We start from the raw sequence: 14,474 nt of genomic DNA, 5'->3' as shown, positions 1-14,474 counted from the left end.
CCTGACTGCATTCAGAACTCGGCTCTGCATCGAAAACCGGGTTGAAATTACCGGCCCCCAATCCCCAACCTTGGGGGAACGCTGCCCACCGCCAGCGGCTTGCAAAATCCCCCGCGGATAGGCTCGCCCCCTTGCCCCCCAAGGCCTGCAGCGCAACTTTCAGATATTGGCACAGCTCTTGCCGATCTCCTCCCAGACGCCCCAAGTCCATGGGCCCGTTTGCAGGAGGAATTGACTCATGCACCGACCGATACCCCATCCGCTGGCAGTGGCGATTTTCGCCGGCATGCTCCAGCTCCCGGCGCAGGCCGCCTTGAACGCTGTCGACCCAGGCGCTTACGTTCCTGCCAACGGTGGCTTCCCCGCCTGGTACCAGGACAGCCACGGTCGTACCCTCGACCTGTGCCTGACCAAGGCGGTCAGCTCCCGGGTCGCCGGCGCGCCCGGCGCACCGTCATACATGTGCACGCTGCTGCCCACGCCCGGCGTGTTCGACGATACCCAACCCATCGACTTCCCCACCAACTTCCCTGACGAAGCATTCTGGTTCACTGCCGATGCTGCAATCGTCGACGCCGCCCGTGGCATCGACCTCAGCTACGGCACGGCGATCGAAGCGGCATTCGCAGCAGGAGAACCCGTCGAGGGTGACCAGGTCAGCTTCGCCCGAGTCCGTATCCGGGTCGACGTACCCACCGCGGGCACCTACGTGGTCACCCACCCCTACGGGGTTGAAGTGTTCGATGTACCCGCTGCAGGACGCCGTGCGATCAACATGACCCGCGACATCGGCATCGCCGGCGCAGGCGACTTCACCGGCGCACTCAAGGGCGATGTCGGGCCGTTCCTGCGCAGTGTCAACGGCCCCTACACCGAAGGCAACGAGCGCTTCATCGGCGACCCGAACCTGGAAGAGCAGGTCACCGGCAGCCCATTCAACACCAACTACGTACGCATCGAAGGCCCTGGTGGCATCGACCTGCGCACCGAGCTGTTCGCTGTCTCCGGCAAGCTTTCCGAAGTGGCCCTGCCAACCCCGCTGATGCCACAACGCAGCACCTACTCACGCCATACCGAGAACGGCGACCTGATCGCCCAACAAGACATCTTCGTAATGGCCCCGCCACCTCCGGCAACTGTCACCCTGACCAGTCAAACACCCAACCTGAACCTTACCGAAGCCGATGGCACTGGCGCCTGGTACGGCCAGTCAGCCCTCAACCCGGCGGCCGGAACCATCGTCACACTGTCCGCTGACAACAGCGTGGCCGTCCCGACCAGCAGCGTGGCCACCACTGACCTGCCACTGACCGACCTGGTCACCATCACGCAGGCCCAGTACCGCCTGTCCACTGGCGAGCTGACCCTGGTGGCCAGCACCAGTGACGAAACCACACCTCCAGTACTTACCGCACATACCGGCAACGGCACGTTGATCGGCAACCTGGGCGGTACCGGCGCCGTGAAGACGTTGAGCATGACCCTCTCGCCCATTCCGCCGGCCAAGGTGCAGGTCACCAGCGCCAACGGTGGCAGCGACACCGAAGACGTGGTGCTGGTGCCATGAACAGACAAAGGCTCAGCCTTCAAGGAGGCAGCATGAACACTTGGTCGCGCCGTGCGCTGTTGGCCGCCGGTTTCTCTCTTACCGTTACCAGCGCCGCATTCGCCGCGCTGTCTGATGTCGACCCGGGGCCCTACACCTTCGCCACAGGTGGCTATCCGATGTGGTACAAGGACAGCCTCGACCAATCCCTGGAGCTGTGCCAGTCACGTGCCACCAGCACCCGTGCGCCAGGCGCGCCAGGGGCGCCGGCCTACATGTGCACCTTGTTGCCCGAGCCCGGTGTCTATGACGATGCCCTGCCGCTGGTATTTCCAGATAACTGGCCACCGGAGATGTTCTGGTTCCTGGCCGAAACCTCGATACCACAAGCAGGTAACAGCGGTTATGAGCTGGAGGTCTACGTTGCCGGTATTGAGGCAGCCTTCGCTGCTGAAAACCCGGTAGACGGTGATCAGCAGAGTTTCGCGCGCATCCGTATCCGTGCTTCGGTCCCACGCACCGGCACCTACACCATCACGCACCCTTACGGGGTGGAGACGGTCAACGTCACCACGGCAGGACGTCGCGCGATCAACATCACCCGGGACATAGGCATTGGCGCTCCGGGCAACTTCCAAGGAGCCCTGGAGGGTGCGATCGGCCCTTGGCTGAAGGGGGTTGGCGGGCCGTATACAGAGGTCAACCCTGACACTGGCACCACCGAAACCTACATCGGCGATCCCAATATCACCGAAGCGGTAACCGGTAGCCCCTTCAATACCAACTTCGTGCGCATCGAAGGGCCCGCTGGCACCATTCAGACCAACACGTTCACAGTGTCTGGCAAGGTGCTGGACCAGCGGGCACAAACCCCGGTCACCCTGGAGCGCGCCACGTACTCGCGCAACGGCAGCGGCACCCGCGTGGAAGTGTTCGCCAAGGCCCCGAGTGAGGCCAGCCTGTGTATGCGCAATGGCCTGGCACTGATCGGCACGCCGCCTTCGCCTTGTCAGTTCACCCTGACTTCGGACAACAACGGTTTGTTCTTCAGCCAGCAGTTCAACCAGTCGGCGCCGCCAGAGGTGGTGGTTGTCACCGCCAGCAACGCTGTCGGCGGCACCCAGCCGACTGCGCTCTCGAGCAAGCTGAGCGACGTGGTCAAAGTCAGCACCGCACGCTATGACTGGGCCAACAAACGCCTGTTGATCGAGGCCAGCTCCAGCGACGAAGTAGCGGTCCCCGACCTGCTCGCCCAAGGCTACGGCCGCATGTCGAAATCGGGCACACTGCAAAGCATCACGGTCAACGACCTGGCGCAACCGCCCGCCACCGTTACGGTCAAGTCTGCCCGCGGCGGTAGTGATGTGGAGCCGGTGATCGTGGTCGGCAACGCCCCGGTCGAGGCCGCCAACCAGCCACCGCTGGCCCAGGCCGATGTCGGCAACACCAGTGTCGGTGTACCGATCACACTCAACCTGCTGCTGAACGACAGCGACCCGGATGGCGACGTGCCGCTGACCATCAGCGACCTGACGCAACCCGGGACCGGCCTTGGCGGCGTCGTGATGAACGGCACCACCTCGGTGACCTACACGCCGCCGAGCGGGGCCACACAACCGCTGGTAGCCACCTTCAGCTACCGGGCGATGGATGCCAAGGGCCTGAAGTCGGAACCGGCCACCGTCACCATCAACGTAGCGCCTAACCAGGCACCGACTGCCAACCCGGAGACCGTCGCCACCCTGGGCGTGCCATTGACCATCAACGTGCTGGCCAACGACACCGATCCAGAAGGCAACGTACCCCTGAGCGTGACCAACATCACCCAGCCGGCCGCCGGCCGCGGCACGGTCAGCACCGACGGCACGACCGTAACCTATACCCCACCGGCCACTGTAACCACAGCCTTCACCACCACCTTCACCTACCAGGCACGTGACTCGCTGGGGGGGCTGTCCACCCCAGGTACGGTCACCGTCAACGTGTCGCCTCGGCCTGCCGCTGAAACCTTCGCCGTCACGACAGCCACAGTCACGGCGCGCTCCAACAACCGTTACAACTGGGACATCAGTGGCACCTCCTCGGTGACTACCGGCAATACCGTGACCGTGCAGGTAACCACTACTACCGGTGTCCAGACCTTGGGTACGGCCACGGTAGCGCTGACCGGCCGCTGGCGCCTGGTGGTCAGCAATAGCACCACGATCATCCCGACTGCGGCACCGACGGCGACGATCACCACCAGCCAAGGCACCACACGCACCGTCAACGTAATCGTGCAGTAAAAGCCGGAGGCTTCGATGAAACGGCTGTACTCCCTGTTGCTCTGCCTGGCCCTGGTGGGCCAGGCCTGCTGGGCAGAGGACCTGATGGACAATGCCGACCTCGCACCCGGCAACGACCTCGGCGAACCAGTGATCATCCGCCTGCTGCCGGCTGGTGCCGGCCAGGCTGCGGTGATCGAGCAACAAGGGTCAGGCAACCGCGCCGCCCTCGACCAGAACGGTCAGGCCCTGCTGGGCCGTATCGTCCAGTCCGGCGGTGCCCAGGAAGCGTACATCTTGCAGGAAGGCAGTGACCTGATGGCCATCATCAGCCAACAGGGAAATGGCAACAGCGCGTCGATTCGCCAGAGCGGCAGCAGCAACAGCGCCGCCATCGAGCAGATCGGCAACGACAACAGCGCCAGCATCGTGCAGTCCGGCTCGGGGCTCAACAGCTCCGTGACCCAGGCTGGCAATGGCCAGCATGTTCAGATCACCCAATACCGATAGACCTGGAGGCACCACATGTACAAGCTCGCTCCGTTAAGTGCCGCTATCGTCCTGGCCCTCGCAGGTCAGGCCATGGCTGCTGACAGCACCTCGTCCCAGACCCAGGACGGCAAGGAAAACATCGCCGAAGTCTCTCAGAGCCAGGCATCCTTCGCCTCCGCCACCCAGACCCAGACTGGCAAGGGCCACAACCACCTCGCCGTGCAGGCCGAAAGCACCAGCGATATTCAGCAGAGCGCCACCGGCCAGTACAACGCCGGCTACGCTGAGCAACTGTTCGAGAACGGCAGCCAGATCACCCAGCAGGCCGCAGGCAGCTACAACGATGCCTTCGCCAGCCAGTCGATAGGGTCGAACAACGAATCGCTGCAAACCCAGCAAGGCGTCGGCAATAGATCCACCGTGTGGCAGGACAGCCAGGAAGGCAGCAAAGCCACCAGCTGGCAATCCGGCCAGCGCAATGAGGCGTTCATCGAGCAGACCTTCGGTGGCAGCAACAATCGCAGCACCGTCAACCAGACTGGCCATGACAACTTCGCCACCACCGAGCACCTGAACCATGTCGGTGGCGATATCCAGATCTACCAGGATGGCCACGACAACTGGGCCTATGGCGACCAGCGTGAAGGCACCGGTGGCACCATTGCCATTGGACAGTACGGAGGCGGCAACTCGGTAGAAGTGTGGCAGGACACTCAGGTGGGTAGCCAGGCCTCCGTGGTCCAGACCGGCCAGCTGAACGAAGGCTATATCGACCAGAGCTTCGGCGTCAGCAACAAGGTCAGCCTGTCGCAGCAAGGCAACGCCAACGCCAGTTGGTCGGACCAGTTCGAGACCAACAATTCAAACACCACCATCACCCAGACCGGCAACAACAACCTGCATTTCACCTATCAGAATGGTGAAAACCTCAACCTCACCATCAACACCCAAGGCAATGGCAACAGCATCACCGCCAGTAACTGGAAAGGCGCCAAGATGGGTGGCCAGTTCGGTACCAACCAGAACGCCACCATCAACCAGACCGGCAATGGCAACGGCGTCAATCTGACCCAGAAGGGCGCTGACCAGCTGGCCACGCTGACCCAGACAGGTAAAGGCAACCAGATGTCGACCAAGCAGGATGACGTCAGCAACGAGCTGTACTTCGAACAGAACGGCACTGACAACATTCTGATCGCCGACCAGCGTGGTACCGACAACTATGCCTACGGCAGCAGCCAGGGCACCGGCAATACCATCACCCTCGACCAGTCCGGCTATAGCAACCAGAGCTACACCAACCAACTTTACGGAAGCGGCAACGAAGCCACCATCAAACAGACTGACAACATCAACGTCGCCTACGTGACCCAGGGAGGCCAGGGCAACATGGCGTTCGTCGACCAGAGCGGTGTCGCCCAATCCGCCTCCATCACCCAGCTGGGCAACGCGAACCTGGCCACTGTGACCCAGCAGTAAACCGCTCCCCCTTGAACCGCGGTGCTCCTCTCCCTGGTGCCGCGGTTCCTTTTTCTGTTGTCCCGCCCTCTGCAAGCTTTCGATCCGGTCAGTATGTGCAAGCCCTTGGATTGTATCTGTCGAGGTACAATGGCAAACCGATCGAAGATGTGCAGCCGCATGATCCAGTCCGACCTCGACCTGTTCGGCCCCCAGCCGCAACGCCTGGCCAGCCATACCGTGCTGCTGCCTGGCTTCGCCCTGGCCGAAACCGAGGCGCTGCTCGATGCCCTGCGTCCGGTGTTGCGTGCCGCGCCGTTCCGACACATGTACACCCCAGGAGGCCTGCGCATGGCAGTAGGGCTGACCAACTGCGGTACGTTGGGGTGGGTGAGTGATCAACACGGCTACCGATACAGCCCCAACGACCCGCTCAGTGGCCAGCCCTGGCCTGCCCTGCCCCCGGCTCTGCTCGCCTTAGCCTCCCGCGCGGCAGCCATGGCCGGGTTTGACGGTTTCGTGCCGGATGCCTGCCTGGTCAACCATTACCTGCCAGGCACACGCCTGAGCCTGCACCAGGACCGTGACGAGCTGGATTTCGGTCAGCCGATCGTGTCGGTGTCGCTGGGTTTGCCAGCCGTGTTCCTGTTTGGCGGCCTGCAGCGTGCCGACAAGGCTCAGCGCATTGCACTGAGCCACGGCGATGTGCTGGTCTGGGGCGGCGAAGACCGCTTGCGCTTCCACGGCGTGCTACCGATCAAGCCCGGTGTTCATCCGCGCCTGGGCGAACGGCGGATCAACCTGACCTTGCGCAAGGCAGGTGCCTGAACAGGGTCAGTCCTCTGCCGCCCAGCGCAAAACAAGATGAACCCACATGAAACACATTGAACATCTTGGCCAGGCAAGCTTCGAATGAGAAGCCGCCTACTTTTGTCTGGAGCCTGCCATGCCAAACCTGCCTGGTTCTTCGAGCCGTTGCACCGGAGCCATGTACCGATGAAGATGCCTGGCCGCGCCCCCAATGCCTCGCTGCAGCTCGATTACGTACGCGACACCCTGTTCGGCCCCGTGGCGCAAAGTGTGGAATGCCAATGCCAGCTGGCCACCCTCAACCTGCAAGGCCTCCCAGGGCTGCGCTTGCACATTTGCCCCCCATTGCCCGACAAGATCGACCGCGCTCACAGTGTGGCCTTCATCTGGGATGGACGGAGTTACCATGGCGTGGTCCGTGACAAGGGTAAGTGCGGCGACGGTGGCCTGAACCTGCTGCTGGAACTGCAATAAGCCGAACAGCGGCAGCCGGTGCGGCGCTCATGGCTGCCAGGGCTGATACCTGCGCGCTGCTATTCCGCAGCCAGAATGCAAGAGCCCGGGCCAGCCTGGGCTGACCCGGGCACGACAGGTGCGCTCAGGCAATAGCCTTGAGTGACGCCGGGTGGCTGTCACGCAGCGCATGCAGCTGCTCCACCAGGTTGACCAGATCACGGCAACTGTTGAGATCTTGCAGGGCGACCCCACTGAGGGTCACGCCTTGATCGAGATCCTGGCCCTGGCCCAGGCGGATGGTCAGGTTGGCGCCGTCCGGGCAGCTGACTTCACAGCGATCTGGCAAGCAGGCCTGCTCGATCATTTGCCGCATTTCTAGTATCGAAACGCCTATCAACGACATGGTACGACCCTCTCTGCGGGATGGCCTGTTGTTTGGGAGTACGCCTTTGTCGGGCGGGGCGCCAATTGATATTGCACATGCTCGGCCAGCTTTCCATGCGCCCGGGCAATGAGCTTGCGAGGAATCCTTTAGCACCTTAGTGGAAGATTCTCCGCGTGCGCCGTATGTTCGAATGCAATAGCAGACTTGACGACGAGTGGTCTCGGACGACAACGCATTGGCCAGGGTCCAACCGGGTCGCTGGGGAGATTGCCTGCCAGCGAAAGTGCCGGGGCAGGCCACCCAATCAACAGGATCAGTGCGCGGCACCTCCCCTCTCATCCTGCATCTGCCCAAACCGCCCGGCATGGAAATCATCGAACGACTCGGCAATCTCCGCCTGACTGTTCATCACGAACGGGCCGTAGCCGACAATCGGCTCATCGATTGGCTCACCGCTGAGCAGCAGCACACTGGCGCCGTCCAGCGCCTCGACGGCTACGTCTACACCCTCCCGGTCGAGCAGCACCAGGCTGGACGGGCCTGCTTCGCGCTCGCTATTGATTCGAACGTTACCACGCAACACCACCAGCGCCGCATTGCGACCGGCAGCAACCGGCAACTGCAGGGTCGCGCCGGCGTTGAGCCGCAAATCCCACACATCCATCGCCGTGAAGGTCCGCGCCGGCCCCTGGTGCCCATGGTAGTCACCAGCAATCACCCGCAAGCTCCCGGCATCACCGTCCAGCGCTACCACCGGAATGTCGCCGGCCAGCAGCGTCTGGTAGCCGGCCGCTGCACGCTTGTCCCGCGCCGGCAGGTTTACCCACAGCTGGACCATTTCCAATGTGCCTCCACTGCGGGCGAAGCCAGGGGAATGGAACTCTTCATGGATGATGCCGTTGGCAGCCGTCATCCACTGCACGTCACCAGGGCCGATCAAGCCGCCAGCACCGGTAGAGTCACGGTGCTCCAGTTCACCCTGGTAGACGATGGTCACCGTCTCGAAGCCGCGATGCGGATGCTGGCCTACACCGCGTCGGGCCTGGGTCGGGGCGAAATCATGCGGACCGGCGTAGTCCAGCAGCAGGAACGGGCTTATCCGGCTGGCCAGGTTGTCGTAGGTGAACAGGCTGCGCACCGGAAAACCATCACCCACCCAATGGGCGTGAGGGCTGCGGTGAATACCCAGAATCTTTTTCATGAGAAGGCTCCTCTCTTGGTTGAGATAACCTTATCAATGATGCCAATCAAGCGGTAGTTGACTAAAATGGCATGCTTCGTCCCACCTGCAGAACAGTCAACCCTGCAAAAAACCGAGCACCTGCTCGGCCGCCATGGCCGGGTCTTCTTGCATGAAACAGTGCCCACCGGCAACTTGCCGTGCGGTCACATTGCGGTTTAGCAGCGCCAGACGATTCACCGAATGTGGCACAAAGGGATAGGTGTCTTCGCCATACAACACCCGTGTCGGCGTCCTGATTGCAGCCAGACTGGTCCACATGCGTTTAGGGAACGAGCTGAAGATTTCCACTTCACGGCTGGGCCGGCACTTGAGCACCACAGCCTCGCCACAATCCCCGATGGCATGCTCGACGTAGGCCTGCAGTGCCGCATGTGTCCAGCCTTTGAAGATGCCGCGCCCTTCCAGCGAGGCCAACGCCGACTCGCGATCGGGCCAGTGGCTGCGGCGGCTGGCAGCCTTGCGGGCCAGGCCGTGGCGCTGATGCAGGCCGACCAGGGCTGCCGCCCCCATCACACCGATCATGCGCCGGCTGAACAGTACCGGGTCGAGCAGCACGGCACGTGCGAACAGTTGCGGCTCACTGCCCAGGATCAGCCCAGTGAGCACGCCACCGAAGCTGTGGCCTACGGCAAACCGCTGTACGTCGCCATACTCGCTACGTCCGCCCTGAAAGGCCTCCACCGCCAAGGCGGCGGTACGGTTCCAGCCGCGAAACACCCCGCCATGGTCACTGTCGCCATGGCCTTGAACGTCGCATAGCCAGAGGTCGAAATGCTCGCCCAGGCGCATCAGCAGCGGTTGGTAGGTCAGGCAACAGAAGCCGTTGCCATGCAGGAAATGCAGCAGCGGTTTGCCACTGGCCGGGGTTCGCCAGCCACGCAGGGTGAAACCTTCGGCGCATTCGTGGGACCAGGGAATCAACTGCATCGGCTTACTGTACTCTCGGGGTCAGGAAAACGCTGATTCTACAAACAGCAGCGGGTACAGTGAAATCACCAGCAACAGGGCCATCACGACATTGAACAGCATCAGCCAGCGCGAATGCTGCAACAGGTTGCGCAGGGCGCTGCCGAACATCACCCATACCCCCACGCTCGGCAGGTTGACCAAAGCGAACAAGGCCGCAATGACGATCACGTTGGTTACATAGCCCTGCGCGGGCGTGTAGGTGGTAATCGCCCCCACCGCCATCACCCAGGCCTTGGGGTTGACCCACTGGAACGCCGCCGCCCCCCAGAAGCCCAGTGGTTTGCGGGCACTGGACGAGGCCGTACCGACCGGCCCGGAAGTGGCGATCTTCCAGGCCAGGTACAGCAGATAGGCGGCGCCAGTGTAGCGCAGCACCGTATACAGTGGTGGCCAGGCCTTGAATACCTCACCCAGCCCCAGGCCGACGGCCAGCACCATCATCATGAAACCAAAGCTGATACCCAAGGCATGAGGGACCGAGCGGCGCACGCCGAAGTTCACCCCCGAGGCCAGCAACATGGTGTTGTTGGGGCCTGGCGTGATGGAAGACACGAAGGCAAACAGCACGAAGGCGGTCAGCAGGTCGGCAGAGGCAAGCATGGCGGGCATTCCACTTTCTTTATAGGTGCTGTCACACTACCGGAATCGCCTTTCCCAGCGACTGGTACAGTTTGATTAAATTACGTAGATACACATCACTGTATCGCCAATCCGGACCAAGGAAGCCGTCACCATGAGCCTCACCATTCGCCCTGCCGTGCGTACCGATGCCGAGCAGATCCTAACCTTCATCACCGAACTGGCCGAGTACGAACGCGCTCGCCACGAGGTAGTCGCCACCCTTGCCGACATCGAGCACAGCCTGTTCGACGAAGGCAGCACTGTGCACGCCCTGATGTGCGAGCGTGATGGCCGTGCAATCGGCTTTGCCGTGTACTTCTACAGCTACTCGACCTGGCTCGGGCGCAATGGCATCTATCTGGAAGACCTGTACGTAACCCCCGAGCAACGCGGCGATGGCGCCGGCCGACAGTTGTTGCAGCACATTGCCCGCGAAGCGGTGGCGAACAACTGCGGGCGCCTGGAATGGAGCGTGCTGGACTGGAACGAGCCAGCGATCGGCTTCTACCAGAAACTGGGGGCCGAGGCGCAGGATGAATGGGTGCGTTACCGGCTGGATGGCGACAAGCTGGCGGCATTCGCCCGCGGGTGAACGCCCGGTTCCTGCACTTCTGCCTGCGGGCCTGAGCCTGTAGTACCTGCTGTTCGACAGCCTCGCGCTGTGTATGACATTGACGCCAAGCCCGCCCCATGCTCTCCTTATGCCTCGCGTTCAGGTGCCCCTCACGGGGTGAAACGGGAAACCGGTGCGTCCCAGGCCCTTCTGCAGGGCCGGACAATGCCGGTGCTGCCCCCGCAACGGTAAGCGAGTGAAGCGTCTGTACCACTGTGCCTTGTAGTACGGCATGGGAAGGTGACGCGTTCCAGGAGCCCAGCTCTTCCTCGCAAGCCCGGAGACCGGCCTGACGTTCATGAACACCCCGCGGTGGGCGGGCGCTGTTGCATTCCCTTGGGCGACCACGTCCGGGGCTGCCGCGCTCGCCCGTTGCCCACAAAAAAGCAGAGGATCGCGTCATGCCCGTCACCAGCGCCAAACAACACAGCCTTGCTACCCCCGTTACCCTCAGCCGGCGTGTAACCATCGCCGTCGGTGCCAGCTTGCTGGGTCTGTGCCTGGTCTACTTTGCCGGGTTCTCGCACATCGAGGCCGTGCACAACGCCGCCCACGACACCCGCCACAGCGCCGCCTTCCCCTGCCACTGAGTACGCCTGATGATCACGCGCATTGCCCGTACTGCGGGCTTCAGCGGGCTCCTTGCAGCCCTGTTGCTGACCTTGCTGCAAAGCTTCTGGGTTGCTCCGCTGATTCTGGAGGCGGAAACCTACGAGTCCTCGGCCCCGGCCGCACACCACGAACACGGTAGCGAAGTGGCCGCTCATGAACACAGCGCCGAAGCCTGGTCGCCGGAAGACGGCTGGCAGCGCGTGCTGTCCACCACAGGCGGCAACCTGGTGGTCGCGGTCGGCTTCGCCCTGATCCTCGCCGCCCTGTACAGCCTTCGCGAGCCCAAACGCGCCGCCACTGGCGCATTGTGGGGGTTGGCTGGCTTCGCCGTGTTCTGCCTGGCCCCAACCCTGGGCTTGCCACCAGAACTGCCAGGTACTGCGGCCGCCGACCTGGGGCAACGCCAGACCTGGTGGGTCGGTACAGCCAGTGCCACAGCCGTGGGCCTGGCCTTGCTGGTGTTTGCCCGCCACTGGCTGCTGAAGGCGCTGGGCGCCGTGCTGCTGGTCATGCCTCATGTCATCGGTGCGCCGCAACCGGAGGTGCACGAAAGCCTGGCCCCCGAAGCATTGGAAACCCAGTTCAAAGTCGCCTCCTGGCTGACCAACGCCGCCTTCTGGCTGGCCTTGGGCCTGCTCAGTGCCTGGCTGTTCCGCCGTTCCAGCCAGGCTTGATGCCTGCCTTCTACGCTGGTTTTGGCTGCCGCCGGGGTTGCCCGGCGGACACCTTGCATCGCTTGCTGCACCAGGCTCTGGACGACCAGGGCCTGGCGTTGGCTGACCTACGCGGCATCGCAAGCATCAGCCTGAAGGCCGACGAGCCCGGGTTGTTGCAACTGGCAGAGCACCTAGGTTTGCCTTTGGTGCTGTACCATGGCGCGCAACTGCAACCCTATGAACCACTGCTCAGCCACCGGTCCGCCGCTGCCTACCGGCACAGCGGCTGCTGGGGCGTAGCCGAGAGCGCGGCACTGGCCCTGGCCAGCCAGCGGCAGGGTACAGCCAGCCTGCTACTGACGCGCCAGGTACTGGGCCCGGCGACGCTCGCCCTGGCCTGCTGAACGTTTCGTACCCTCTTTCTTGCCAGGACTTAGCATGACCATCTACTTTATCGGTGCCGGCCCCGGCGACCCGGAGCTGATCACGGTCAAGGGCCAACGGCTGATTCGTCAGTGCCCGGTGATCATTTATGCCGGTTCACTGGTGCCCGCCGCCGTGCTCGAAGGCCATCAGGCCAAAACCGTGATCAACAGCGCCGAACTGCATCTGGAACAGATCATCGCTGCCATGCGCAGCGCGCACGAACAAGGTCAGGATGTGGCCCGGGTGCATAGCGGCGACCCCAGCCTGTACGGCGCCATCGGTGAGCAGATCCGCCACCTGCAGGCGCTAGGCATCGATTACCAGGTCATCCCCGGCGTTACCGCCACGGCAGCGAGCGCCGCCCTGCTCGGCTGCGAGCTGACCTTGCCTGAAGTTGCGCAGACGGTGATCCTCACCCGTTATGGCGACAGTTCGCCCATGCCGCCTGGTGAGCAGTTGGGCGACCTGGCGCGCCATGGCAGCACCCTGGCAATTCATCTGGGGGTCAAGCACCTGTCGCGCATTGTCGATGAGTTGATGCCGCACTATGGCGCGCACTGCCCGGTTGCGGTGGTGCATCGGGCCACCTGGCCAGACCAGGATTGGGTGCGCGGCAACCTCGGTGACATCGTAGAACGCGTAGCGGCCAAGGATTTCCGGCGCACGGCGCTGATCCTGGTAGGCCATGTACTGGGGGATACACCGTTTGCCGAATCGGCCTTGTACCGTGCCGGGCATGCCCACCTGTACCGCCCTGGCGACTGAACATTGCCAGCCTTGCCTCGGGCGTAGCAGACTCCGAGTTTCCGCCTGCGAACAGGAGTCATGCCCATGCTGGAGTTACGCCCAAACTGCGAGTGCTGTGATGCCGACCTGCCGGGTGACAGCCCCGACGCTCTGATCTGCTCCTTCGAATGCACGTTCTGCCGTGCCTGTGCCGAAACCCGCTTCCAAGGCCGCTGCCCGAATTGTACCGGGCAGTTGGTAGCCCGCCCGACGCGGGTCGGGCAGGCATTGGCCAACAACCCTGCCTCCACACTGCGTATACACAAACCGCACGCAGCCTGCGCCTGAGCAACTGCAAAGAATCGGCATCACCGCTGTTTCAGGGTGATGTCTTTCCTGTTTCTTGTAGGATTTTTCAACAATAAGCACTGAGGATTTCAACACTTCTATACTCGGCATTACCAAACCTCGGGAATGGTCGTATCGTGCAGCGCTTCCGATAACCCCACTTGCAGACGTATTCCTGAGTGTTCCAGGAAGCGGACCACATCCCTACAGGAGTTTTCCTCATGACAACCGTGCTGATCGTCGACGACCACCCTATTGTCCGGCTGTCCCTGCGCCTACTGCTCGAGCGCGAGCGCTTCCATGTCGTCGGCGAGGTCGGCAATGGCAGTGAAGTGGCTCAGGTAGCCCGCGAACTGCGCCCGGACGTGGTCATCCTCGACATCGGCCTGCCTGGCCTGGACGGCATGGAAGTCATCAAGCGATTGCAGAGCCTGGAGCCGGTACCGAAGATCATGGTGCTGACCGGCCAGGCCACTGACCTGTATGTACGCCGCTGCCTGGATGCCGGGATAGGCGCCTTCGTCACCAAGGAAGAGGACCACGAGGCCCTGCTGTTCGCCCTCAAGGCCCTGACCAAGGGTTATTCGACCTTTCCGCAGATGTCGGTCAACAGCAACTCGCTGGAGAGCGAGCCAGTGCGCCTGGCCAGCCTCTCCAACCGGGAAATGGAAGTGCTGCGGCGCCTCGCGCGCGGCGAGAACAACAAGAACATCGGCACTTGCATGAACCTCAGCGCCAAGACAATCAGCACCTATCGGGGCCGTATCATGGAAAAGCTCAAGACCGAGTCGCTGGTGGAAATGGTCGACCTGGCCAAGCGCAACAGCGTCTATTGAGCGCTCGGCTGCC

17 protein-coding genes and 1 riboswitch are annotated in these 14,474 nt (G+C 62.7%); of the genes, 13 read left to right on the top strand and 4 right to left on the bottom strand.

Annotated features, from left to right (window positions below; genetic code table 11):
- Positions 1-238 precede the first annotated feature (238 nt).
- The 6 genes from ACF8EA_RS09130 to ACF8EA_RS09105 all read left to right on the top strand — a co-directional run bounded on the left by ACF8EA_RS09130 (position 239) and on the right by ACF8EA_RS09105 (position 7,044).
- A complete protein-coding gene (locus tag ACF8EA_RS09130) occupies positions 239-1,567 on the top strand; it encodes a hypothetical protein (protein ID WP_392521669.1) in 1,329 nt (442 codons plus the stop codon).
- 32 nt (positions 1,568-1,599) lie between these two features.
- On the top strand, positions 1,600-3,831 hold the full coding sequence (locus ACF8EA_RS09125; protein ID WP_392521668.1) for an Ig-like domain-containing protein: 2,232 nt from the start codon (positions 1,600-1,602) through the stop codon (positions 3,829-3,831).
- 15 nt (positions 3,832-3,846) lie between these two features.
- Positions 3,847-4,320, top strand: coding sequence for a curlin (locus ACF8EA_RS09120; RefSeq protein ID WP_021783814.1), 474 nt, complete (start codon positions 3,847-3,849; stop codon positions 4,318-4,320).
- Between the two features lie 15 nt (positions 4,321-4,335).
- Entirely contained in the window at positions 4,336-5,781 is a 1,446-nt protein-coding gene (locus ACF8EA_RS09115) for a curlin (RefSeq protein WP_392521666.1), read from the top strand.
- Positions 5,782-5,940: 159 nt separating this feature from the next.
- Positions 5,941-6,588: a DNA oxidative demethylase AlkB gene (alkB, locus tag ACF8EA_RS09110; protein ID WP_392521664.1), complete on the top strand. Its 648-nt coding sequence runs from the start codon at positions 5,941-5,943 to the stop codon at positions 6,586-6,588.
- A gap of 168 nt (positions 6,589-6,756) precedes the next feature.
- Positions 6,757-7,044, top strand: a complete 288-nt coding sequence (locus ACF8EA_RS09105; RefSeq protein WP_392521955.1) for a hypothetical protein — start codon at positions 6,757-6,759, stop codon at positions 7,042-7,044.
- A 124-nt stretch (positions 7,045-7,168) separates the two neighbouring features.
- On the opposite strand, the gene ACF8EA_RS09100 is transcribed toward ACF8EA_RS09105, so the two are convergent.
- From ACF8EA_RS09100 to ACF8EA_RS09085, 4 genes are all read right to left on the bottom strand, one after another.
- Positions 7,169-7,429 carry a DUF1652 domain-containing protein gene (locus ACF8EA_RS09100; protein WP_021783818.1) on the bottom strand — a complete coding sequence of 87 codons (261 nt, stop codon included), beginning with the start codon at positions 7,427-7,429 and terminating at the stop codon, positions 7,169-7,171.
- 295 nt (positions 7,430-7,724) lie between these two features.
- The gene (locus ACF8EA_RS09095; RefSeq protein WP_392521662.1) at positions 7,725-8,612 is read right to left on the bottom strand and encodes a pirin family protein; all 888 of its coding nucleotides are present in this window, start codon (positions 8,610-8,612) and stop codon (positions 7,725-7,727) included.
- 96 nt (positions 8,613-8,708) lie between these two features.
- Positions 8,709-9,581, bottom strand: coding sequence for an alpha/beta fold hydrolase (locus ACF8EA_RS09090; protein ID WP_392521660.1), 873 nt, complete (start codon positions 9,579-9,581; stop codon positions 8,709-8,711).
- A gap of 21 nt (positions 9,582-9,602) precedes the next feature.
- Positions 9,603-10,232, bottom strand: coding sequence for a LysE family translocator (locus ACF8EA_RS09085; RefSeq protein ID WP_176683445.1), 630 nt, complete (start codon positions 10,230-10,232; stop codon positions 9,603-9,605).
- A 124-nt stretch (positions 10,233-10,356) separates the two neighbouring features.
- Here ACF8EA_RS09085 and ACF8EA_RS09080 point away from each other — a divergent pair, with 124 nt between their 5' ends.
- The 7 genes from ACF8EA_RS09080 (at position 10,357) to ACF8EA_RS09050 (ending at position 14,461) form a co-directional block, all read left to right on the top strand.
- Positions 10,357-10,836, top strand: a complete 480-nt coding sequence (locus tag ACF8EA_RS09080) for a GNAT family N-acetyltransferase (protein ID WP_103444461.1) — start codon at positions 10,357-10,359, stop codon at positions 10,834-10,836.
- Positions 10,837-10,941: 105 nt separating this feature from the next.
- Positions 10,942-11,165, top strand: a riboswitch (cobalamin riboswitch).
- 93 nt (positions 11,166-11,258) lie between these two features.
- The gene (locus tag ACF8EA_RS09075; RefSeq protein WP_021783823.1) at positions 11,259-11,447 is read left to right on the top strand and encodes a CbtB domain-containing protein; all 189 of its coding nucleotides are present in this window, start codon (positions 11,259-11,261) and stop codon (positions 11,445-11,447) included.
- A gap of 9 nt (positions 11,448-11,456) precedes the next feature.
- Complete coding sequence (locus ACF8EA_RS09070; RefSeq protein ID WP_392521658.1) at positions 11,457-12,143, top strand: CbtA family protein; 687 nt, start codon at positions 11,457-11,459, stop codon at positions 12,141-12,143.
- A complete protein-coding gene (locus ACF8EA_RS09065; protein ID WP_392521656.1) occupies positions 12,143-12,529 on the top strand; it encodes a cobalamin biosynthesis protein in 387 nt (128 codons plus the stop codon). The genes ACF8EA_RS09070 and ACF8EA_RS09065 overlap by 1 nt, the downstream gene beginning before the upstream one ends.
- Positions 12,530-12,563: 34 nt before the next feature.
- Positions 12,564-13,316 carry a precorrin-4 C(11)-methyltransferase gene (gene cobM, locus ACF8EA_RS09060; protein ID WP_392521655.1) on the top strand — a complete coding sequence of 251 codons (753 nt, stop codon included), beginning with the start codon at positions 12,564-12,566 and terminating at the stop codon, positions 13,314-13,316.
- Between the two features lie 66 nt (positions 13,317-13,382).
- Complete coding sequence (locus ACF8EA_RS09055) at positions 13,383-13,625, top strand: DUF1272 domain-containing protein (RefSeq protein WP_021783827.1); 243 nt, start codon at positions 13,383-13,385, stop codon at positions 13,623-13,625.
- A gap of 221 nt (positions 13,626-13,846) precedes the next feature.
- Positions 13,847-14,461: a response regulator transcription factor gene (locus ACF8EA_RS09050; protein WP_252460069.1), complete on the top strand. Its 615-nt coding sequence runs from the start codon at positions 13,847-13,849 to the stop codon at positions 14,459-14,461.
- Positions 14,462-14,474: the final 13 nt, after the last annotated feature.

This window comes from Pseudomonas sp. YQ_5, from assembly GCF_043103305.1.
Classification (GTDB): Bacteria; Pseudomonadota; Gammaproteobacteria; order Pseudomonadales; family Pseudomonadaceae; genus Aquipseudomonas; species Aquipseudomonas putida_Y.
This window is presented reverse-complemented; position numbering and strand designations above follow the sequence as displayed.